This is a genomic window from Phosphitispora fastidiosa (assembly GCF_019008365.1).
Lineage (GTDB): Bacteria > Bacillota > Thermincolia > Thermincolales > UBA2595 > Phosphitispora > Phosphitispora fastidiosa.
Genome location: NZ_JAHHUL010000001.1, coordinates 345942 through 367285, shown reverse-complemented (window position 1 = coordinate 367285; position 21344 = coordinate 345942). Strand labels below are relative to the sequence as shown.

The following is a 21344-nucleotide window of genomic DNA, read 5'->3' as shown; positions in this document are numbered from 1 at the left end:
TGACCCGATTTTTGGTTATGCAGCACCTTCAGAGGAAATGGTAATATATTGGCAGGGGGAAAGACAAATGGGACTGTTTTCAAAGCTTAAAGAAGGCCTTACCAAAACCAGGCAAGGGTTTGTTGCCAAAATTGAAACCCTTGTCAGCGGGGGCAAAAAGATTGATGAAGAGTTATATGAGGAAATTGAAGAACTGCTGATTCAGGCTGACGTGGGAGTTAATACTGCTGTTGAGCTGGTGGAGGACCTCAGGAAAGCCGTAAAGGAACGTAAAGTTGATGATGCGGCTGAGTTAAGAAACATATTAAAAGAGTTGATAGCTGATATAATGGGTGAAGAACAGGCAGGCTTAAGCCTGAGGAGCAAACCTGCAGTAATAGTGGTGGTGGGAGTCAATGGGGTGGGGAAAACGACCACCATCGGCAAACTGGCCCACAATTTTAGGGAAGAAGGCCGTAAGGTGCTCCTGGCAGCAGGGGATACTTTCCGGGCTGCTGCTATAGACCAATTGCAGATATGGGCCGGCAGGGTTGGGTGTGACATAATCAAACACAGTGAGGGCGCCGACACAGCCGCTGTAGTATTTGACGCTATACAGGCCGCCAAGGCCAGGGATATTGATGTACTCATAGTCGATACGGCAGGACGGCTGCACACTAAAGCCAACCTAATGGAAGAACTGAAAAAGCTATTCCGGGTTATTTCCCGTGAGCTGCCTGATTCCCCTGATGAGGTTCTGCTTGTTCTGGATGCTACCACAGGGCAGAATGCCATCAGTCAGGCTAAAATATTTGGTGAGGCGTCCGGAGTAACCGGAATTGTCCTTACCAAACTGGATGGAACAGCCAAAGGCGGCGTAGTTATTGGGATAAAAACTGAGCTGAACATCCCGGTAAAATACGTAGGGGTGGGAGAAAAAATTGATGACCTCAGGGAGTTTGATCCTAAGGAATTTGTAGAGGCCTTATTTGGCGATTAGAACGCCGGGAAGACTTTGTTAATTGATTATTGACGGGGGTATTTAAAATGGTGAAAATCGGGATTATTGGCGGGACAGGTGTTTATGACCCTGAAATGCTTGATGGGATATCGGAGGAGCAGGTTAATACCGATTATGGTAACATAAAGGTAATGGTTGGAGAATACAAAGGGGTAAGAGCTGCCTTTCTTCCCAGGCACGGCGCAGACCATGCCGTTCCGCCGCACAAGGTAAACTACAGGGGCAATATCATGGCCCTGAAAAAACTAGGCGTAGAGCGTGTGGTGGCAACTGGAGCGGTTGGGTCCCTCAACCTGGAGATGATACCTGGTGAAGTCGTTCTGGTGGATCAGTTTATCGATTTTACCAAAAACAGAATTCAAACCTTCTATGACACTCCGGGAAATGGGGTGGTACATATTGATATGACAGAACCCTACTGCAATGATTTAAGAAAACTTGTGGCCGCTGCTGCCGAGGCGGTTGCTGTTCCGGTTAAGGGAAAAGGCACCTATATCTGTACAGAGGGGCCGCGATTTGAGACTCCGGCGGAGATTAAAATGTATAGTGCCCTGGGAGGAGAAGTGGTGGGGATGACCAGTGTCCCGGAAGTGGTGCTCGCCAGGGAAGCTGAAATGTGTTACTGTACCCTTGCCATGGTTACTAATTTTGCTGCCGGTATTTCACCTAATCTCCTAACACATGCAGAAGTCTTGGAAGCAATGGAAAAAAATCATGCCAACCTGAAAAAGCTTATTATGAAAACAATCGAAACCATGCCTGGCGAAAGAAACTGCCGCTGCGGGCAGGCCCTTGGAGAACTGGGTTCGCTGGGTCAGGGAAAGTAACATATATAAGGGAAAGTAAACATATATAATCAAATGAAAAATGGGTGTTGCCAATGAAGACAATGGACTGGTGTGATAAGGGACTGATACTGCTTGACCAGACCCGGCTTCCTCTTGAGGTAAGCTATATAACCTGCAGCACTGCAGAGGAAGTGGCAGTGGCTATTAAAACAATGCAGGTAAGGGGTGCTCCTGCCATCGGCGCGGCTGCAGCTTATGGTTTGGCGTTGGCAGCCCTTCATTCGGATAAGAGTGAGCGGAAAGCCTTTATCGATGAAATTGAAGCTGCCGCCTGGATGCTTGGGGCCACGCGGCCGACTGCAGTTAATCTTTTCTGGGCTCTGAACCGGATGACAAAAGTGGTCCTTAGTGCCGGTGACGCAGGAGTCCCGGAACTGAAAAAACTGCTTCTGGACGAGGCCCACCTGATTCTGCGGGAAGATATTGAAATGAATCAGAGGATGGGGAAGCTTGGCAGCCAGTTGGTGCCTCACGGCGCCAGGATTTTGACCCACTGTAATGCCGGGGCTCTGGCTACCGGTGGTTATGGCACCGCTCTTGGTGTTATCAGGGCGGCACATGAAGCTGGCAAAGAAGTGCAGGTTTTTGCCGATGAGACAAGACCTCTGCTTCAGGGAGCCAGGCTGACGGCTTGGGAATTGCAGCAGGACAGCATCCCGGTAACCCTGATTACTGACAATATGGCCGGGTATCTGATGCAAAAAGGTTTAATTGACCTTGCTGTGGTAGGTGCGGACAGAATTACAGCAAATGGCGATGTCGCCAATAAAATCGGTACTTATACAGTTGCGGTGCTGTGCGGGGAACACGGGATTCCGTTTTACGCTGCCGCTCCTTTTTCAACGATTGATATGAACCTTGAAAAGGGTGATGATATAATCATTGAGGAGAGGGAGGCATTTGAGGTGACCACTGTTTTCGGTCAGCAAATAGCTCCTCAGGGTATAAAGGTTATTAACCCGGCTTTTGATGTCACCCCAAATCGCCTGGTGACGGCAATAATTACGGACCGGGGCATCGTAAGGCCGCCATATATAGAAAGTTTGCGAAAATTATTCACTTAAGGAGGATTACATAATGGATTACATCGTCAGAGACATCAGCCTTGCTCCTTCAGGTAAACTTAAGATTGACTGGGTACGGGAGCATATGCCTGTACTTAATGAAATCCGTGAAGAATTTGAAAAGACCCAGGTGTTTAAAGGGGTAAAAGTAGCTGTAAGCATACACCTTGAGGCAAAAACAGCCTATCTGGCCACAGTATTGAAGGCCGGAGGTGCGGATGTTTCCATATCAGGAAGCAACCCGCTGTCTACCCAGGATGATGTGGCTGCTGCCCTTGCTGCAGATGAGATTAAGGTATATTCATGGTACAATGCCACTGCTGAAGAATATAAAGGACACCTGATCAAGGTGTTGGAAAACAAACCTGATATAGTCATTGATGACGGCGGCGACCTGGTAAACCTGCTGCATAATGAATGCAGCAGTCTGGCCGGACAGGTTATCGGAGGATGTGAGGAAACCACAACCGGTGTGCTGCGCCTGGAGGCCATGGAAAAGGCCGGGATTCTCAATTTCCCCATGATGGCCGTCAATGATGCCCTCTGCAAATACCTTTTTGATAATAGGTACGGGACCGGTGAGTCTGTCTGGACCGGAATTATGCGGACAACTAACCTGATTGTGGCCGGGAAGACCGTAGTGGTTGCCGGATATGGCTGGTGCGGCAAGGGTATTGCCATGAAGGCCAAGGGACTTGGCGCCAAGGTGATCATCACTGAGATTGACCCCATAAAAGCCATTGAGGCACATATGGATGGTTTTACTACTATGAGCATGGATGATGCTGCGGCTTTGGGTGATGTCTTCATTACCGTTACCGGCTGTAAGGATGTTATCCGGGGGAAACACTACGAAAAAATGAGGCATGGCGCTTTGCTGGCCAATGCGGGACATTTTGATGTTGAAATCAATAAGCCGGAGCTGCAGGCTGCTGCCAAAGGCACCCGGACAGTAAGGCACAACATAGAAGAATTCATGCTGCCTGATGGCAGAAAACTATATTTGCTGGCAGAAGGAAGATTGGTCAATCTTGCCGCAGGTGATGGTCACCCGGCAGAAATCATGGATATGTCTTTTGCCCTTCAGGCATTGTCAGCGAAATATATGCTGGAAAATGGCAAGGAATTGGGTAACAGGGTATACAAGGTTGCCGAAGAGATAGATAAGCGGGTTGCCGCAATCAAGCTTAAATCTCTGGGGACCACCATAGACAGGCTGACACCTGAACAGGAGAAGTATCTGTATGGATGGGAGCATGGGGAATAAGGATTATTAGGAGGGGGATTATGAGCAGACTTAAGATAACAAATGCCGTTATTATTCCAATGACTGAGGAAAACCTGATTATTAATGGCGGCGAAATTCATATAGAAGACAGTATCATCGTCTTTGCCGGCGCTTCCGGGGATGCCCCGCAGAACTGGTTGGCTGAGGATACTATTGATGCCGGAGGTATGGTGGCTATGCCCGGTTTTGTAAACTGCCACACCCATGCGGCGATGACACTGCTGCGGAGTTATGCAGATGACCTTCCCCTGATGCAGTGGCTGGAACAGCGGATCTGGCCTCTTGAGGAAAAATTGACCGGAGAAGATGTATACTGGGGGACCATGCTGTGTGTTCTTGAGTTGCTCAAATCAGGGACCACCTGTTTTGCCGATATGTACTTCTTTATGGACGATGTTGCCCGTGCTGTTGAAAAATGCGGCATTAGGGCCAGCCTTTCCCGGGGCATGGTCGGGGTGAATCCGAATGCTCAGTCTGCCCTTGTGGAGACAGAACAGTTCATCCAAAAATGGAACGGGGCGGCTGATGGCAGGATTAATACCATGGTTGGCCCACATGCTCCATACACCTGCCCTCCCGATTACCTGAAAAAGGTGCTGGCAATTGCAGAGAAGTACAGCACCGGGGTACATATTCATCTGGCTGAAACCCGGGTAGAATTTGATGATATCAAAAAACAGTACCGGAACACCCCCACAGAGTATTTAAATGATTGTGGAGTGTTGGATTACAAGGTTTTGGCAGCCCACTGTGTGCATGTTACCGAAAATGACCTCAAAATACTTCAGGAAAAGAACGTGGGGGTAGCCCATAACCCTGAAAGCAATATGAAACTGGCCAGCGGAATTGCCCCGGTTGCACAGATGCTGGCACAGGGGATTACTGTTGGTATTGGTACCGATGGAGCAGCCAGCAACAACAACCTTGATATGCTTGAGGAGATGCGCTCAGCCGCTCTCCTGCAAAAAGTCAGCACCGGAGACCCGACGGTAATTCCCTCCTACCAGGCGCTGGAAATGGCCACTGCAAACGGAGGCCGGGTTCTCGGGCTGGATATTGGAATGTTACGTCAGGGGTACAAGGCAGATATTATCCTGATTGATTTTGAGAAGCCTCACCTCTATCCCAAGCATGACCTGATAGCCCATACTGTATATGCCGCCCAGTCATCTGATGTGGACACCGTTATTGTTGATGGCGCTGTACTGATGCGGAACAGGAAACTCCTTACAATTGATGAACGGGAAGTACTGGAAAATGTTCAGAAATGTGCCAAGAGGATGGTTGGAGAGAAGACCATATAACCAGATAACCATACGCAGTGGATGTACATTTGAATGTTGGGGAAATTTGGTTAAGAATTATTTTAAATTAATTTAATTGATCAGAAGGAATTTGTTCTATTATGAAGAATAGTATGGTAAAATAAATAGTGAAAGTAATCACAAACACAAATAGCAGCTCTTGTTAATAGCAAGTGATGCTTATGGAGGTGAAGACAATGGCGGGACGGAGACTTACGGCTCTGCAGACAGAAAGAAGCCATCTGATTGACAGGTTGATGAGCCGTAACAGCGGCGAAAGGGCTAAAATCCTGGTGCGGATTATGGATCTGGAAGACGTTATCGAAAAGGCTGCGAAGGATGAAAAAAAGAATACAGCGCATAAAAAGCCTAGAACGAATAATGTACTTAGCTAGAGAAAAACTTAATTAAGAATTTTCGCAGTCAGGGGAGAGACCCCTGATTTTTTTTGTTGTTAATTACTTGACAAAGGCTGCCTGTTCTAATAAAATTCTAATGTAAAGGAAAAAACCTTTACAGGAGGGACGGAGCATGGTGAAGAAATTACAGCGGGTAGCCATGTTATATGATTTTTATGGAAAACTCCTGACCCCCAAACAGCAGGAGATTCATTCTTGTTATTATGAGCATGACCTGTCACTGGGTGAGATAGCGGAGGAATTTGGCGTTAGCAGGCAGGCAGTTCACGACATCCTGAAACGGGGAGAAAAGATCCTCGAATGCTATGAGGAAAAACTGATGCTGGTGAAGAAATTTAACATTGAGCATGATAAGCTAAACCAGGTATTAGCTCTTCTTGAAAGCCTTGAAAATGAATCCCTCAGAGAGAAAATAAGACAGGTAATCAGTGAAATAATTGACATACAGCAGGAATAGTCAGAACCCAATCGAATTCAAGGAGGTCTTCTGATGATTTTTGAAGGGCTTGCCGAGAAACTTCAGAAAACGTTTAAGAAGCTTAAGGGCAAGGGAAAGCTTAATGAAAAAGATGTTGAAGAGGCAATGCGGGAGGTGCGGGTCGCCCTCCTGGAAGCCGATGTTAATTTCAAGGTTGTCAAGGATTTTGTAAAAAAGCTCAAAGAGCGTGCCATTGGTCAGGAAATCATGGAGAGCCTGACACCGGGACAGCATGTAATTAAAATAGTAAATGACGAGTTAACCGAACTAATGGGCGGCACCCAGAGTAAAATCAGTATTTCTTCAAAACCACCCACTGTTATCATGTTGGTTGGTCTGCAAGGAGCAGGGAAGACGACTACGGCTGGAAAACTGGCCAATTTGTTGCGAAAACAGGGTAGGAGGCCTCTTATGGCTGCCGGTGACGTCTATCGCCCTGCAGCTATCAAACAACTGCAGGTACTGGGTGAACAGCTGGATATACCTGTTTATACTCTTGGAGATAAGACAAATCCTGTTGATATAGCCAAAGGGGCCGTGGAACATGCCCGTTCTTATGGGAACGACCTGGTTATTATTGATACCGCTGGACGGCTGCACATAAATGAAGAGCTTATGGATGAGCTGAAAAACATCCGGAGTACGGTTCATCCCCATGAAATTCTCTTTGTTATGGATGCAACAACCGGGCAGGATGCGGTTACTGTTGCCAAAACCTTTGATGAACAGTTGGGCATTGATGGTGTTATTATGACAAAACTTGACGGTGATACCCGGGGGGGAGCCGCTTTATCGGTTAAAGCCGTTACCGGAAAACCCATCAAGTTTGCCGGTATGGGTGAGAAACTGGATGCCCTGGAGCCCTTTCACCCAGACCGGATGGCTGCCAGGATACTTGGTATGGGTGATGTCCTGACCCTGATTGAAAAGGCCCAGACCGGCATGGATGCTGAAAAAGCCTTGGAAATCCAGCGGAAAATTAAGGCACAGGAATATACTCTGCAGGATTTTATGGAACAGATGGACCAGGTCAAAAGCATGGGACCTCTGGATGAGATAATCGGTATGATTCCGGGATTGGGCCAGGCAAAACAGCTTAAAAACCTCAAGGGAGCTGTTGATGAAAAAGAATTTGTTCACATGAGGGCAATTATTCAGTCAATGACCCCCAGGGAGCGCAAGGAACCCAAGGTGATCAAGGATAGCCGCAAAAAGCGGATTGCCAGGGGCAGTGGAACCAGGGTGAGTGATGTTAACCGTCTCCTGAAGCAGTTTGAAGAGACCAAGAAAATGATGAAACAGCTTACCGGAATGGAAAAAAGCATGAAAAAAGGCGGGGGATTAAAGCTTCCGTTCTTTAAATAGAGCCAAACACGAATAAAAAAGAAAATTATGGAAGACAATATCAAGGAGGTGATAACACATGGCAACAAGGATTCGTCTGAAAAGGCAGGGTGCTAAGAAAAAGCCCTTTTACCGCATAGTGGTGGCTGATTCCAGATCCCCCAGGGATGGTCGTTTTATTGAAGAAATTGGTTACTATGACCCGTGCAAAGATCCTGCAGAAGTCAAGATAAATGAAGAACAGGCAGTTAAGTGGCTGCAAAACGGGGCACAGCCGTCAGAGACCGTAAGAGCGCTTTTAAATAAAGCAGGGTTGATTGAAAAAGCCGCCGAGAAGTAGTACTGAGGGGGTTCCATTTTTATGAAAGAATTAGTTGAATTTCTTGCCAAATCCTTGGTTGATAACCCGGATGAGGTTATTGTGGATGTGGTTGAGGGAGATAAAGCACTGGTTCTGAAACTGAAGGTGACATCTGAGGATATGGGAAAAGTCATCGGAAAACAGGGAAGAATAGCAAAAGCTATCAGGACTATTGTCAAGGCTGCTGCCAGCAAGAAAGGCAAAAAAATCACCGTGGAAATTGTATAGCCGGCGGACGGTGGCAGAAATTATAGTTTACTAAAGGGGCTTGCTAAGCCCCTCTTTTAATCTGAAAAGAGGTATGCTTATGTCTGACGGCTTGAAAATAAAAAGGCCGGTAATCGTTAAGGTAAAGGTAACGGAAGGGTTTAAGGCCCGGATGGCTGCGGAAATCCAGGAAAACATCAAAAGACTTGACGCTGAAATGCAGCAGCTTGAATTCCAGGTAAAGAGAATGGCAGCTGAGCTGGAAAAGAAAAATCCCCAGGGGATTCCGGCAGCCAAACAGCATGTGGAAAATGAAAGACAGAAAAGAATAAATGCAAAAAACAAGCTGACAGAACAGTTGAAGAATATTGGCAGGATTGCCATTGGTGCCGAAGTTGTTCAAGGGTCCCTGGAATCTTACACCGAAATCAACATAGGCGATAACTGGGAAGACATAATGGGTGTTGAAGTTTTAGTCTGTGATAATAAAATAATAGATATTAGAAGGAGTTAGAAGGAGAAATGAAAACTCCGATGGATGAGCATGATAAACTGATTACTGTTGGAAAAATAGTCAACAGCCAAGGTATCAAAGGTGAAGTCAGGGTCTGGCCGCTGACTGATTTCTCCGAACGATTTAAAGACAACAGTACAGTTTTACTGGATATTAATGGTGAACTCAGACCCCTGACAGTTGAACACTCCTGGAAACACAAGAATTTTCTGGTGGTCAAGTTTAGGGAAATAATTGATATGAATTCTGCAAAGTCTGTAAAGGAAGGCTTGCTTAAGGTATCAAGGGACAGCTTACGGGAACTCCCCAGGGATACGTTTTATATTTTTGAAATTCTGGGTATGGAAGTGGTTACATCAGAGGGGTTCCCCCTGGGCAGGGTTAAAGATGTTATCCAGACCGGCAGTAATGATGTTTATGTTATTGCGGGACAGGAAAAGGAATACTTGATACCTGCCATCAGAGAGATTGTGAAAAATATTGATAGGGAAAACAGGCTGATAACTGTCGAGCCTATTGAAGGGCTTTTGGACCTCTAAAGCCTTGCAGGAAGGTGTAGGTTTATGAAAATTGATATCCTGACCCTTTTCCCGGAAATGTTTGCGGGCCCTTTTGACAACAGTATTATCAAGAGGGCCAGGGAGAAGGGCATGCTTGAAATTCACCTGACCAACATCAGGGATTTTGCCCATGATAAACACAGGATTGTTGATGATTATCCCTTTGGCGGCGGTTCCGGGATGGTAATGAAGCCGGAGCCGGTTTTTGAAGCTGTAGAACATGTTACAGCTGGGGGTAAAGGGAGCGCTGCCAGAGTTATTCTACTGTGTCCCCAGGGCGGGGTATTTGATCAGGAAACCGCTAAGAGGCTTGCCCGGGAAGCACACCTGGTCTTTATCTGCGGACATTATGAGGGTATTGACGAACGGGTCAGGGAGCGGATAGTTGATGAAGAACTCTCCATAGGTGATTTTGTGCTCACCGGTGGCGAAATTCCGGCAATGGTAGTGGTTGACGCCATTTCCAGGCTCATTCCCGGTGTTTTGGGAGATGAGGAGTCCTTTATTCACGACTCCTTTTATGACGGCATTCTGGAACATCCCCAATATACCCGTCCCAGGGAATTTGAAGGAATGCCGGTGCCTGAAGTTCTCTTGAGCGGCAATCATGAAAAAATCCGTCTGTGGCGCAGAAAAATGTCTTTACAGCGGACGATGGAACGCAGGCCTGACCTGTTGAAACTGGAAGACCTTTCTGCGGCAGACCGCAAACTTCTGGAACAGACTGAGGAGGATTAAGAGTTGGAGCCTGAAAACAAACCTAATGTCTACATAGGATTGCTTCATTATCCTGTCTATAATAAAAGAATGGATGTTATTTCAACATCGGTCACCAACCTTGATATTCACGATATTGCCAGGATTTCATGTACATATGATGTGAAACGTTATTATGTAATTCACCCCCTGGATACCCAGCGCAAGCTTATCGGGGATGTCCTGGACTACTGGCAGAATGGCTATGGGGCCACCTACAACTCTGACCGGAAGGCAGCCCTTGACAAAGTGGCGCTGATTCCGGGACTGGAGGAGACAAAAGAGGAAATCCGTAAGGAGACCGGTGTCCTTCCCACAGTCGTAACAACCGATGCCAGGATTTACCCCAACACCATAACCTACCGCGAGCTTCGCCGGCGATTGGGTGACGGCAGCCCTTACCTTATTTTATTTGGGACAGGCTGGGGCATCGAAAAAGATACTATGCTGGAGTGTGATTATATCCTGGAGCCTGTTTACGGCGCCGGAGATTATAACCACCTCAGTGTGCGCAGCGCTGTGGCTATTATTTTGGACCGGCTGCTGGGTGAGACATGGTGGTCCTGATAATCCGGGGCCGGAATATGTACTTTGGAGCTACAATGAATACTCCCCAGGAGCACGCTCCTGGGGAGTATATTTAAATACAGCTTAATTTAAGAAGGGCTATTTTACTGTGTTGACATCAATGAACGGAGTTGCACCACCGGTTACACTTGGGAGTTTACCGTCCCATTTCTCAATGGCTTTGATTTGAGCTTCAATTTCTCTCAAATCAATTAACTCTTGAGTAACTTCTTGTTTTTGAAGACGCAGGGATTCGGCTTCAGCTTTGGCCTGCTCGATTTTTTGTTGTGCCTCAACTTCGATACGCTGCAGGTCAAGCTTCGCTTTTAAGGCGTTTTGCTCAGCGATTTGTTTTTGTTCAATGGCGTTATTGTATTCTGGACTGAACTTGAACTCAGTGATGTTAATTTCATCGAGAGCCATAAAATAAGTTGAAAGTTTAGCGGCAAGAGTTTCCTTGACTTTAGCGCTAACCTCTGAACGTTTGGAAATCAGTTCTTCAGCAGTATATTGTGCAGTAACTGCTTTAACTGCTTCTCCGATGGCAGGGGCTACGATTCGGTCTTCATAGGCTAAACCAACATTTTGATAAAGCTTGTTGACTTCGTCCGGAACGAGGTGAAAGTTTACCGCGACGGTTGTGGTAACAACTTGTAAGTCCTTGGAAGCAGCAGTCTGATCTGACTGGGCTTTGCCAACTCGCACATCAATGGGGATAATTTTTTGAATGAAAGGAAGTTTAAAATGAAATCCTTCATTCAGGACAAGGGGTTTCACTGCGCCTAATTGAAGTACTATCCCTCGTGTACCTGGTTGAACAACGACGACAGAGTTGAAAGCAATCATGAGCAGAATAAGTCCTACTACTACAAGGGGAATTAGCACCTTGGTAGCTTTTCCGTTTGATTTGGGAATCATGTTCGTGATTTTGTCTTGATCCAATACATCAGCCTCCTTATGTTTAGTTAAATTTACTTCACAACTTATATCATACCTTAGGTAGTTACCAAATAGCTAGTAAATATTTTTGTAAATTCTTTTTGACATCTGCCGGTCAATAATCGTGATGTCAATAATCTTAACGCATTAGGAACAACTTTCTTGCTATTCAGGAATCGCTGTGATATAATATCATTTGTTAGCCTTGTAGGATCATGCCTTGGTCCTGCGGCAGGAAGGACGGTCCTCTGCCCGTTTTTGAGGGTTATGAACGTTCAAAGGAAGGAGGGTTACATAAATGGATTTTGTTAAGCTCATAGAAGAAGAGCAAATGAAAACGGGATTTCCTGAATTTAAACCTGGTGATACCGTTAACATCCACGTTAAGGTAGTGGAGGGCGGCCGGGAAAGGATTCAGCAGTTTCAGGGGGTTGTAATCAGGAGACGCGGCGGAGGAATGCGCGAGACGTTTACTGTACGCAGAATATCATATAATGTGGGAGTTGAAAGAACTTTTCCGCTTCACTCACCCCGAATTGATAAAATAGAAATAGTCCGGAAAGGGAAGGTGCGCCGGGCCAAGCTGTTCTATCTTAGAAAACTTAGGGGCAAAGCTGCCAGAATTAAGGAACAACATAGATAAAACTAAGGAGGGACTGGGTGACAGTCCCTTTTTGCCTTTAAACAGGGGGGAACAGGATGGAAGGGCAGAACTCAGGCGAAAACAGAAACATTTCGGAGGTAACGGGAATCGAGCCTGTGATGGAAGCAGCTGAAAGTGTTCCGGCTAAGAAGTACCTTTTTGGAGAAGTTCTTGAGTCTGTAGCTATTGCGGTTGTTTTGGCGGTTATCATCAGGGTTTTTCTGTTTCAGCCTTTTTTTATTCCTTCAGGGTCAATGGAACCGACCCTTATAGAGGGAGACCGTATTATTGTCAGTAAAATACATTACCGGTTGGGCAATCCCCAACGGGGCGAAATTATTGTGTTTAAATATCCTGTTGACCCTAAGAAAGACTTTATTAAGAGGGTCATCGGACTGCCGGGAGAGACGTTGGAAATCAGGGACAGCAAGCTTTATATAAACGGAGAGTTTGTGGAGCAGCCATTTCTGCCCCCGGGATTGAGTTATGGCAGCTACGGTCCGGTCACAATTCCCGAGGGGCAATACTTTATGATGGGTGACAACAGGAATAACAGTGAAGACAGCCGCTTCTGGGGGATGCTTCCCCAGGAGAATATTATTGGGAAAACACTTTTGATATACTGGCCCGTTAACAGGGTCCAACTGTTGCACTAGGATATATTTTTAGTGAACGAAGCAGGTGAACATTTATGGAACTTGATACAATTCAATGGTTTCCGGGACATATGGTCAAAGCCCGGAAAATGGTTCAGGAGAACCTGAAACTGGTAGATATAGTGGTTGAATTATTGGATGCACGGATTCCATTAAGCAGTCGCAACCCGGATATAGACTCCATTCTTGAAAAAAAGCCGCGGATTGTGGTTTTAAATAAGGCGGACCTGGCTAATGATTCACAGACAGAGCAGTGGAGTCGGTGGTTTCGTGAGGGAAACGGTCTGCAGTGTGTTGCTCTGGATTCCCAGCAGGGCAAGGGCATTGGCAGGCTGATAGGACTGGGACAGGAACTGGCAGTTCAGATAAATAAAAAACTTGCTACCAAAGGAAGAAAACCAAGGGCGGTCAGAATGATGATGGTGGGCATTCCCAATGTGGGGAAGTCTTCATTGATTAACAAGCTGGCCGGAAAGGGTTACACCAGAACAGGGGACCGGCCGGGCTTAACCCGCGGGAAACAATGGATAAGAGTTGGCCGGGGACTGGAACTTCTCGATACCCCGGGTATCCTGTGGCCTAAGTTTGAAGACCCCGAGGTTGGCTTCAGACTGGCTGTTACCGGAGCTATCAAGGATGAAATCATAAACATCGAACAGATAACAGTGAAGCTGATTAATTTCCTGACTGCAGCTTCACCTGATACTTTGATTAACAGGTATAAGCTTGGAGAGGTTGGTCCAGATCCCTATGAAACCCTGAGGTTAATTGGCGCCAAGAGAGGGTGTCTGGTATCTGGGGGTAATGTTGATACATTTAAGGCTGCAGTTATCGTTCTGAATGAGTTCAGGGGCGGAAAACTGGGACGGTTTACTCTGGATACAATTGAAAGCGATGCTTAAATAGTATAATCAGTTTAGTTGACAAACTCCATATTTTTTGAATACTAAACGTAATATGGACAGGGGTAGATGAATTCCTCGGGCGGGCTACATCTCCGCCGGCAGCCGCTCCCGCTTTGCGGTCGCGGGCCGGACGGACGACAGACTCCGCCCTCCGGAACACATCTACCCCTGTCTCATAACATTTTTAGAGTTCAATATTGTTGACTTTGTCAGCAACTGACGACACCTCAAGCATCATTTTTAATTTGAAATAAATTTTTGAAATAAGGAAGGGTTTTTTCCATTGAAGCAGAAAAAATATTATGTTATCCTTTAGTTTGAAATCGGAGGTTCTATGGATTTTTGCAATATGACGCTCAGTCAAATTCAGTCATTTTTAGCCGGAAATGGTCAGGAACTTGATGAGGAATCAATAACTGCCCTTAGCTGTGACCCGAGAGCCGGGGTCCGCAAAATTTACCAGCGTATCTGCCGCGAACGGGTTCTTGCTGAACAGGAAAGGGTTCGCCTGGGGAAGATGACTATTTACGAACGTGATGCTTTGGACAAAGGCTTTAGGTTTATCGCAGGTGTTGATGAGGTGGGCAGAGGCCCATTGGCAGGACCTGTTGCTGCTGCTGCAGTTATACTGCCTGTGGGGATTTTCCTCCCTGGATTAAACGATTCCAAAAAACTATCTCCTGCAAAAAGGGATTGTCTCTTTCGGGAAATCACGAAACAGGCGGTTTCCTGGTCTGTAGGGTTCGCCTCTGTTGAGGAGATTGACAGTCTTAATATCCTCCAGGCCAGCCTGGTGGCCATGCAGAGGGCTGTATCCAGTTTGCAGAAAGGCCCTGATTATATATTGGTGGATGCAGTAAGAATCCCTGGAATCAAGATTCCCCAGCTCCCGATAATAAAGGGGGACGGGAAGAGCGTCTCGATTGCGGCAGCATCGATAGTTGCCAAGGTAACCCGGGACCGCATGATGGAGGAATTGGAAAAGCTTTACCCCGGATACGGATTTGCCGGTCACAAAGGTTATGGCACACCGGAACACCTGGAGGCACTAAAGGCCTTTGGAACCTGTAACCTGCACCGGAAAACCTTTACCAGGAATTTCACGGCTGCAAAAGTACAGGGTAAGTTGTGGTAGTGTCTGAAACTGAACTCTATTAATCCTGTTATAACATAAAAATACACAAACATACAAAAGATACTGAATTTTTGGCAATTTTCTGCTGACAAGAAGGGATTTTTACTTTTAGTATAGAATATATATTAGTCAGGTGTTAAAGAATAATTGCACAATTAGCGTCCGGAGGCGAAGCTGTTGAAAAGGATAGCTATATATAACGCTAAGCCGGATATGGTTATTGCAAAAGAGATATATGGCCGAAATGGCCGCCTTCTTTTGAGCAGAGGCACTGTACTGACTCAAAAGTGGATAGACAAACTGTATTTATATGGTGTTCCGACTGTCTATATTGAGCCGGCAAGAATTCTGCCTGAGCCTGTCAGAAAAGAGGAAACACGCACACCGAGCAGGAAGGTGACGGCAGACAAGCGATGCCGGGAAGAGCTTCCCGACATCGTACCATATATTATCAGAGAAGAGGCTGAACAGGTTGTCAGGGAGATAATGCAGGATATCAAAGCAGGCAGCCTCTTTAAAGCTGAAAAAGCCCGTGCGATTATTGAAAAAATAACAAACCAGTTGATTAAGAACAGGCATATAAATGGTAAGTTGGCAGACATCAGAATTCTTGATGATTATACTTTTTCTCATTCGGTAAATGTCTGTATATTTGCAATTTCGACAGGGATTTTTATGGGGTATTCCAAGATAAGACTCAGAGAGTTGGGTATTGGAGCCCTGCTTCATGATGTCGGGAAGATGAAAATCCCAGAGGCAATTCTTCAAAAATGCGGTCCCCTTACTGAAGGGGAATTTGAACAAATTAAAAAGCATACCGTTTTAGGTTACCAACTTCTCAGTGATAACAGGGAGATAACTCCAAATGCTGCTCTGATTGCTTTGCAGCACCATGAATGTTACAATGGTTCGGGTTATCCCTGGGGTATAGATAATAAAGATATTCATGAATACTCGAAAATTGTTGCCATTGCTGATGTTTATGATGCTTTGACAGCGGACAGGGTATACAAAAATGCCATACTACCCTATGAAGCGATGGAAATCATCATTGCCTCCGGTGGTTATCAGTTTAATCCCAAAATTACAAGGTTATTTGTAGAACACTGTGAAATCTATCCCGTTGGCAGTACTGTTGAACTAAACACCGGAGAGTGTGGCATCATTACCGATGTCAACAGGGTGCTTCCAACCAGACCTACAGTTAAAATCATAAAAGATGTACAAGGGAATGAAATTGATAATGGGGCTGAAATTAACCTGATGGAAAAACCTACGGTATTTGTAAACACAATTATAAGTTTCCGCAGAATACCTTGCCTATAACCATAAGGCAGCCACAGTTGGGGTGCTGAATTGCAAGAATTTTCAGAGAAACACCGATTCAAAATACCTGTGGTTCCTGGTGGATATAGATAGAGAAAGCACTAATTAAATAAAAAATTCTAGTGAAAGGAGGGAAACTATGCTGACTGAGTATTCGGGAATACCGATAATAATTGTTTGGGCAATTGTATTCCCAGCGCTAATATTGGGAGCTTCAAAGTTGTTCCACCCGAAGAATCCCACACCGGTCAAGCTGCAGACTTATGAGTGCGGCTTGGAAACCCAAGGGGATACCTGGGTACAGTTCAAGATCAGTTATTTCATGTATGCATTAGTTTTTGTGGCCTTTGATGTGGAAACTGTTTTTCTTTATCCCTGGGCAATTAAATTCCAGAGCCTGGGTCTGTTTGCCATTGTTGAAATGTTTGTATTTATTGCCATTTTACTAGTTGGATTTTGGTATGCATGGAAGGAAGGGGCGTTAGAATGGATGTAATTAAACCACACGAATATGATGAGTTGCTGCGGAACAATGTTATCCTAAGTACCGTTGATGCTGCATTCAACTGGTGCCGTTCGCGGTCCATCTGGCCCTTGACCTTCGGTCTTGCCTGCTGTGCTATTGAGATGATGGCTGCAGGTGACGCGAGGTACGACATTGCGCGTTTTGGGTCTGAGGTTTACAAACCGTCTCCGCGGCAGTGTGACCTAATGATTATTGCCGGAACAATTACCAAGAAGATGCAGCCCCTGGTGGCTCGTCTTTATGAGCAGATGGCTGAGCCAAAATATGTTCTGGCCATGGGAAGCTGTGCCATAAGCGGTGGCCCATTTACAGATTCGTACAATGTTGTTAAGGGTGCAGATACCTTTTTGCCGGTAGATGTTTACGTTCCTGGATGCCCACCCAGGCCAGAAGCGCTGCTGTATGGTTTCTTGCAGATTCGGCAAAAAATTGCAAACCCAAAAAAGATTGAGGGGTTAAGGAAACATGGATAAAATTGTTAACAGAGAAGCTCTGGTGGGAGAGCTGAATAAGAAGTTCGGAGACTGTGCCGAGATTTTTGAGGACAATACTAATCAGTCAATTAAGGTTAACCCGGAAAAAATCGTAGAGGTTATGCAGGAAATCAGGGAAAATCCTGATTACGATTTCAAGGTTCTGATGAACCTGAGTTCTGTTGATTATCCGGAAAACTTTACAGTTGTATACCACTTGAATTCCTTGACTTATTTTCATAAACTGACTGTTAAAGTTGAACTGGATAAGGCAAAACCTCAGGTTCCCTCGATCACTTCACTTTGGATAGCCGCCAATGTTCAGGAAAGAGAAGTATATGACCTGATGGGGATCGAATTTACCGGACACCCCAATTTAAAGAGAATTTTGCTGTCTGATGATTTTGACGGCCATCCGCTGCGCAAAGACTATAAAAACTAAGCGCAAAAATTGTCATTACTGACTCCAAAATCGGGATTGTAGAGGTGTTAGAATTAATGTTAAAAACACAAGAGTTAACCCTGAACATGGGACCTCAACACCCTAGTACTCACGGCGTTTTCCGGTGTGTTTTAAAGCTTGAAGGGGAATATATCAGAGAGTGTGTCAACCATACCGGATATTTACACCGCGGGCTTGAAAAACTGGCTGAAGCCCGTACCTATACCCAGTTTATTCCCTATAATGGCAGGCTGGATTATGTATCAGGCATGCTCAATGAGCTGACATATGTCCAGACTGTTGAGAAACTAATGGGAATTACCGGAGAGATTCCGGAAAGGGCTGAGTATCTCCGGGTTATTATGGGCGAATTACAGCGTCTTGCCAGCCATGCTATCTATGTTGGCACCTTTGCCCTTGATATGGCTGGATTTACGCCCTTTATGTATGCGTTCCGTGATAGGGATAGAATGCTTGACCTTATTGAAGCGGCATCAGGACAGAGATTGATGCCCAATTATATGAGAATTGGCGGCGTGGCTGCAGACGTGGATGAAGCATGGTTTAAGGAACTGGAAAACCTGATGAATGATATGCCTGCCTGTATTGATGAGTATGACGGCATCCTTACCGGCAATGAAATCGTTCGGGCGAGAACTATTGGAGTAGCGCCTGTCAGTGCGGAAATGGCGCTCAGCTTTGGTTTTACCGGTCCTAACCTCAGGGCATCCGGTTTTGACTACGACCTCCGCAGGGATGAGCCTTACGGCATTTATGACAGGTTTAAGTTTGACGTGCCGGTAAGGAAAGATGGTGATACCTATGACAGGTACTGTGTTAGGGTAGCAGAAATGAGGGAAAGTGTTAAAATTATTAAACAGGCCATGAAGGATATTCCTGAAGGACCGATTATGGCTAAAGTTCCAAAGGTAATCAAACCACCGGTGGGTGAAGCCTTCCATCGCATAGAAAACTCCAAGGGTCACCTTGGGTTCCACATTGTCAGTGACGGTTCTACCAAGCCCTATCGCACCAGGATCTATTCACCCTGTTTTGTAAACCTGGGCTTCCTGCCGACAACTGCTAAAGGGCTGCACCTGATGGACCTGGTTGTTGCCCTCGCATCTATTGATATAGTTCTCGGTGAGGTTGACCGTTAAGTTGACCCAGGAGATGGAAGGAAAAAAAGGTTATAGGGGAGAAGATGCATGGAAATTTTTAATACAATTGCTAACGGCTTAAGAGACTGGCTAATGGGCAGTTTGGGATTCTCCGCTACGGCTACAGAGATAATCACTACGGCTGTTTGGACACTTGTGGCCATTCTGTTTGTAATGATTAACCTGATAATTCTGGTATGGATGGAACGTAAATTAGCCGCTTATTTTCAATTGCGTAGAGGTCCCAACCGCCTAGGACCGGCTGGGTTTTTACAGTTTCCGGTCGATATCGTAAAAGTGCTGGGTAAAGAAGATATTATTCCTGCAAATGCCGACAGGTTTATTTTCAAGATTGCCAGCACCTGTGCTTTTATTACAAGTCTTACGGCCTTTGCCGTGATACCTTTTAGTGAAGGAGTGGCTTTGCTGCAGAACCTCAATATCGGGATATTCTACTTTATTGCAGTTGGTTCCACAGCAACCCTGTCACTTCTGATGGGTGGCTGGTCTTCCAACAACAAGTATTCACTGCTTGGGGGCATGCGTACAGTTGCCCAGATGATTAGTTACGAAATTCCCATGGTTTTTTCACTGTTGGGTGTGGTCATGATAGCCGGGTCATTAAACCTGACTGATATTGTCAATGCTCAGAAGAACACGTGGTTTGTGATTCCCCAGTTAATTGCTTTTATTGTTTTCTTTGTTGCAGCTACAGCAGAGCTTAACAGGGGACCTTTCGACCTGGCAGAAGGTGAGCAGGAACTGGTTGCCGGTTACATGACCGAGTATTCCGGAATCCGCTGGGCTATTTATATGATTGCTGAGTATGGGAACCTGGTTGCCAGTTCAGCCATAATTTCCATTATGTTCCTTGGAGGATGGAATGCTCCTTTCGGCCTGACATTTATCCCACCGTTCCTATGGCTTATGCTCAAGATTTATCTGGTTATTTTCGTGTTTATGTGGATGCGTTGGACATTGCCAAGGATCCGGATAGACCACTTGATGCACTTCGGTTGGAAATTCCTTATTCCTGTTTCTTTGGCTAACATTTTGGTTACAGGCATAGGAGTTTACGTTTACCGGATGATAACTCTTTAAGGTGGTGAGATAATGTTTGGAAAAGGAATTTTTAAAGGACTTAAGATTACTATTGGACACCTTTTTGAGAAGAAAGTTACCCAACAGTATCCAGAGGAAAGACCCGTTTTACCTGCCCGTTCTAAAGGGTCCTTTGACCTGAATGTGGCCAAGTGTATTGCTTGCGGTCTTTGTTCCAATGCATGCCCTAATCATGTTATCAAGATTGAATCTGTTAAGGACGAAAACAACAAGAAGAAGCTGTCAGGTTACAAAATGTTGGCTGAACAATGCCTTTACTGCGGTTTTTGCGTAGAGGTTTGTCCTACCAAAGCCCTGCAGTGGAACCATGATTACGAAAGGGCAAAGTTTTTCCGTGATGAGGTAAATCTCGACCTTTATGCAAAATATACCCCGTCACCGGATGATGATAAGAAGGAAATACCCGAGAAAAATGTGAAACCTGAAGAAAAACAAGATGAATCGGCAAAGGCGAGTTAGGGGTGAAATAGTTAAATGAATTTTATGTTCTGGCTCATTGCCATAATTACGTTAGGGTCAGCATTAATGATGGTAATGAATAAAAACATTTTCCACAGCGCTCTTTTTATGGTAGTTACCTTTTTGGGGGTAGCCGCAGTTTATCTGATGTTATATGCCGACTTTATGGCTGCCGTACAGGTTCTGGTTTATGCAGGCGCGATTACTATCTTTATTGTTTTCGGTATCATGCTGACTCAAAGAGGAAACATGAAGGAAACCAACCTGTTTTCAAATCATGCGGCTTTGGCTGGCATCGTATCCCTGGCATTAGTTGTAATTAATGCCGTCATGGTTGTTTCAACCAACTGGCCTAAGACTGGAGCTGAGCCGCCTCAGGAAACTGTTGGCAGTATTGCAGAATTAATGCTTACCAAGTATGTAGTTCCTTTTGAAGTCGCTGCAATTCTCTTGCTGGTTGCACTCATCGGAGCGGTAATCATTGCGAAAGAGGTGAAAAAGACCTCATGATCGGATTAGAACACTTTCTGATTTTAAGTGGGACATTGTTTTGTATAGGTCTGTTTGGGGCTCTGGCTAAAAGAAATGCCATCGCAATTTTAATGGGCCTTGAACTTATGCTGAATGCGGTAAATATTAACCTCGTTGCCTTTGCCAGGTATGTTACCACAGGTATCCTGACAGGACACGTATTTGCCATCTTTGTAATTGCCGTAGCTGCCGCAGAGGTAGCTGTCGGTTTGGCGTTAATTGTTGCTATTTACCGTGACCGTATTTCAGTTAATGTCGATGATTTCGATTGGTTAAAATGGTAGTTTCTACTAACGAAGGTAGGTGCAAAGAACAAG

28 protein-coding genes are annotated in these 21344 nt (G+C 45.4%); 27 read left to right on the top strand and 1 reads right to left on the bottom strand.

Annotated elements, in window-relative coordinates; all coding sequences use genetic code 11:
• The first annotated feature begins 67 nt into the window (after window positions 1-67).
• From ftsY to Ga0451573_RS01775, 14 genes are all read left to right on the top strand, one after another.
• Window positions 68-979, top strand: coding sequence for a signal recognition particle-docking protein FtsY (gene ftsY, locus Ga0451573_RS01840; protein ID WP_231682159.1), 912 nt, complete (start codon window positions 68-70; stop codon window positions 977-979).
• 47 nt (window positions 980-1026) lie between these two features.
• Window positions 1027-1827 (top strand): S-methyl-5'-thioadenosine phosphorylase, encoded by an 801-nt coding sequence (gene mtnP, locus Ga0451573_RS01835; protein ID WP_231682158.1) that lies wholly within the window; start codon window positions 1027-1029, stop codon window positions 1825-1827.
• A 53-nt stretch (window positions 1828-1880) separates the two neighbouring features.
• Window positions 1881-2912 carry an S-methyl-5-thioribose-1-phosphate isomerase gene (gene mtnA, locus Ga0451573_RS01830; protein ID WP_231682157.1) on the top strand — a complete coding sequence of 344 codons (1032 nt, stop codon included), beginning with the start codon at window positions 1881-1883 and terminating at the stop codon, window positions 2910-2912.
• A 13-nt stretch (window positions 2913-2925) separates the two neighbouring features.
• Complete coding sequence (locus tag Ga0451573_RS01825) at window positions 2926-4179, top strand: adenosylhomocysteinase (RefSeq protein ID WP_269438032.1); 1254 nt, start codon at window positions 2926-2928, stop codon at window positions 4177-4179.
• A gap of 20 nt (window positions 4180-4199) precedes the next feature.
• Window positions 4200-5504 carry an amidohydrolase gene (locus Ga0451573_RS01820; RefSeq protein WP_231682156.1) on the top strand — a complete coding sequence of 435 codons (1305 nt, stop codon included), beginning with the start codon at window positions 4200-4202 and terminating at the stop codon, window positions 5502-5504.
• Between the two features lie 197 nt (window positions 5505-5701).
• Window positions 5702-5899, top strand: coding sequence for a hypothetical protein (locus Ga0451573_RS01815; RefSeq protein WP_231682155.1), 198 nt, complete (start codon window positions 5702-5704; stop codon window positions 5897-5899).
• Between the two features lie 136 nt (window positions 5900-6035).
• Complete coding sequence (ylxM, locus tag Ga0451573_RS01810; RefSeq protein WP_269438031.1) at window positions 6036-6380, top strand: YlxM family DNA-binding protein; 345 nt, start codon at window positions 6036-6038, stop codon at window positions 6378-6380.
• Window positions 6381-6413: 33 nt separating this feature from the next.
• Entirely contained in the window at window positions 6414-7766 is a 1353-nt protein-coding gene (ffh, locus tag Ga0451573_RS01805) for a signal recognition particle protein (protein WP_231682154.1), read from the top strand.
• A gap of 58 nt (window positions 7767-7824) precedes the next feature.
• Complete coding sequence (gene rpsP, locus Ga0451573_RS01800) at window positions 7825-8085, top strand: 30S ribosomal protein S16 (RefSeq protein WP_231682153.1); 261 nt, start codon at window positions 7825-7827, stop codon at window positions 8083-8085.
• A 21-nt stretch (window positions 8086-8106) separates the two neighbouring features.
• The gene (locus Ga0451573_RS01795) at window positions 8107-8334 is read left to right on the top strand and encodes a KH domain-containing protein (protein ID WP_231682152.1); all 228 of its coding nucleotides are present in this window, start codon (window positions 8107-8109) and stop codon (window positions 8332-8334) included.
• A gap of 79 nt (window positions 8335-8413) precedes the next feature.
• Window positions 8414-8827, top strand: coding sequence for a YlqD family protein (locus tag Ga0451573_RS01790; RefSeq protein ID WP_231682151.1), 414 nt, complete (start codon window positions 8414-8416; stop codon window positions 8825-8827).
• 8 nt (window positions 8828-8835) lie between these two features.
• Complete coding sequence (gene rimM, locus Ga0451573_RS01785; RefSeq protein ID WP_231682150.1) at window positions 8836-9366, top strand: ribosome maturation factor RimM; 531 nt, start codon at window positions 8836-8838, stop codon at window positions 9364-9366.
• A 24-nt stretch (window positions 9367-9390) separates the two neighbouring features.
• Entirely contained in the window at window positions 9391-10125 is a 735-nt protein-coding gene (gene trmD / locus Ga0451573_RS01780; protein ID WP_231682149.1) for a tRNA (guanosine(37)-N1)-methyltransferase TrmD, read from the top strand.
• Between the two features lie 3 nt (window positions 10126-10128).
• Window positions 10129-10710 (top strand): RNA methyltransferase, encoded by a 582-nt coding sequence (locus tag Ga0451573_RS01775; RefSeq protein WP_269438030.1) that lies wholly within the window; start codon window positions 10129-10131, stop codon window positions 10708-10710.
• A gap of 99 nt (window positions 10711-10809) precedes the next feature.
• Here the strand turns inward: Ga0451573_RS01775 and Ga0451573_RS01770 are convergent, their stop codons facing one another.
• Window positions 10810-11628 carry a prohibitin family protein gene (locus Ga0451573_RS01770; RefSeq protein WP_435052279.1) on the bottom strand — a complete coding sequence of 273 codons (819 nt, stop codon included), beginning with the start codon at window positions 11626-11628 and terminating at the stop codon, window positions 10810-10812.
• Between the two features lie 319 nt (window positions 11629-11947).
• On the opposite strand from Ga0451573_RS01770, the gene rplS reads away from it, so the two are divergent.
• The 13 genes from rplS (at window position 11948) to nuoK (ending at window position 21311) form a co-directional block, all read left to right on the top strand.
• On the top strand, window positions 11948-12292 hold the full coding sequence (gene rplS, locus Ga0451573_RS01765) for a 50S ribosomal protein L19 (RefSeq protein ID WP_231682147.1): 345 nt from the start codon (window positions 11948-11950) through the stop codon (window positions 12290-12292).
• A gap of 56 nt (window positions 12293-12348) precedes the next feature.
• Complete coding sequence (gene lepB, locus Ga0451573_RS01760) at window positions 12349-12948, top strand: signal peptidase I (RefSeq protein WP_231682146.1); 600 nt, start codon at window positions 12349-12351, stop codon at window positions 12946-12948.
• 35 nt (window positions 12949-12983) lie between these two features.
• Entirely contained in the window at window positions 12984-13850 is an 867-nt protein-coding gene (gene ylqF / locus Ga0451573_RS01755; RefSeq protein ID WP_231682145.1) for a ribosome biogenesis GTPase YlqF, read from the top strand.
• 337 nt (window positions 13851-14187) lie between these two features.
• On the top strand, window positions 14188-14988 hold the full coding sequence (gene rnhB / locus Ga0451573_RS01750; protein ID WP_231682144.1) for a ribonuclease HII: 801 nt from the start codon (window positions 14188-14190) through the stop codon (window positions 14986-14988).
• Window positions 14989-15165: 177 nt separating this feature from the next.
• Window positions 15166-16314, top strand: a complete 1149-nt coding sequence (locus Ga0451573_RS01745) for an HD-GYP domain-containing protein (protein ID WP_231682143.1) — start codon at window positions 15166-15168, stop codon at window positions 16312-16314.
• A 139-nt stretch (window positions 16315-16453) separates the two neighbouring features.
• Complete coding sequence (locus Ga0451573_RS01740; protein WP_231682142.1) at window positions 16454-16810, top strand: NADH-quinone oxidoreductase subunit A; 357 nt, start codon at window positions 16454-16456, stop codon at window positions 16808-16810.
• Window positions 16801-17313, top strand: coding sequence for an NADH-quinone oxidoreductase subunit B (locus Ga0451573_RS01735; protein ID WP_231682141.1), 513 nt, complete (start codon window positions 16801-16803; stop codon window positions 17311-17313). Before Ga0451573_RS01740 ends, Ga0451573_RS01735 begins: the two co-directional genes overlap by 10 nt.
• Window positions 17306-17755, top strand: a complete 450-nt coding sequence (locus Ga0451573_RS01730; protein ID WP_231682140.1) for an NADH-quinone oxidoreductase subunit C — start codon at window positions 17306-17308, stop codon at window positions 17753-17755. The genes Ga0451573_RS01735 and Ga0451573_RS01730 overlap by 8 nt, the downstream gene beginning before the upstream one ends.
• Before the next feature lie 56 nt (window positions 17756-17811).
• Window positions 17812-18915 (top strand): NADH-quinone oxidoreductase subunit D, encoded by a 1104-nt coding sequence (locus Ga0451573_RS01725; RefSeq protein WP_231682139.1) that lies wholly within the window; start codon window positions 17812-17814, stop codon window positions 18913-18915.
• 48 nt (window positions 18916-18963) lie between these two features.
• Complete coding sequence (gene nuoH / locus Ga0451573_RS01720; protein ID WP_231682138.1) at window positions 18964-20016, top strand: NADH-quinone oxidoreductase subunit NuoH; 1053 nt, start codon at window positions 18964-18966, stop codon at window positions 20014-20016.
• A gap of 12 nt (window positions 20017-20028) precedes the next feature.
• Complete coding sequence (locus Ga0451573_RS01715) at window positions 20029-20496, top strand: NuoI/complex I 23 kDa subunit family protein (protein WP_231682137.1); 468 nt, start codon at window positions 20029-20031, stop codon at window positions 20494-20496.
• A 15-nt stretch (window positions 20497-20511) separates the two neighbouring features.
• A complete protein-coding gene (locus Ga0451573_RS01710) occupies window positions 20512-21006 on the top strand; it encodes an NADH-quinone oxidoreductase subunit J family protein (protein WP_231682136.1) in 495 nt (164 codons plus the stop codon).
• A complete protein-coding gene (nuoK, locus tag Ga0451573_RS01705) occupies window positions 21003-21311 on the top strand; it encodes an NADH-quinone oxidoreductase subunit NuoK (protein ID WP_269438029.1) in 309 nt (102 codons plus the stop codon). The genes Ga0451573_RS01710 and nuoK overlap by 4 nt, the downstream gene beginning before the upstream one ends.
• Window positions 21312-21344: the final 33 nt, after the last annotated feature.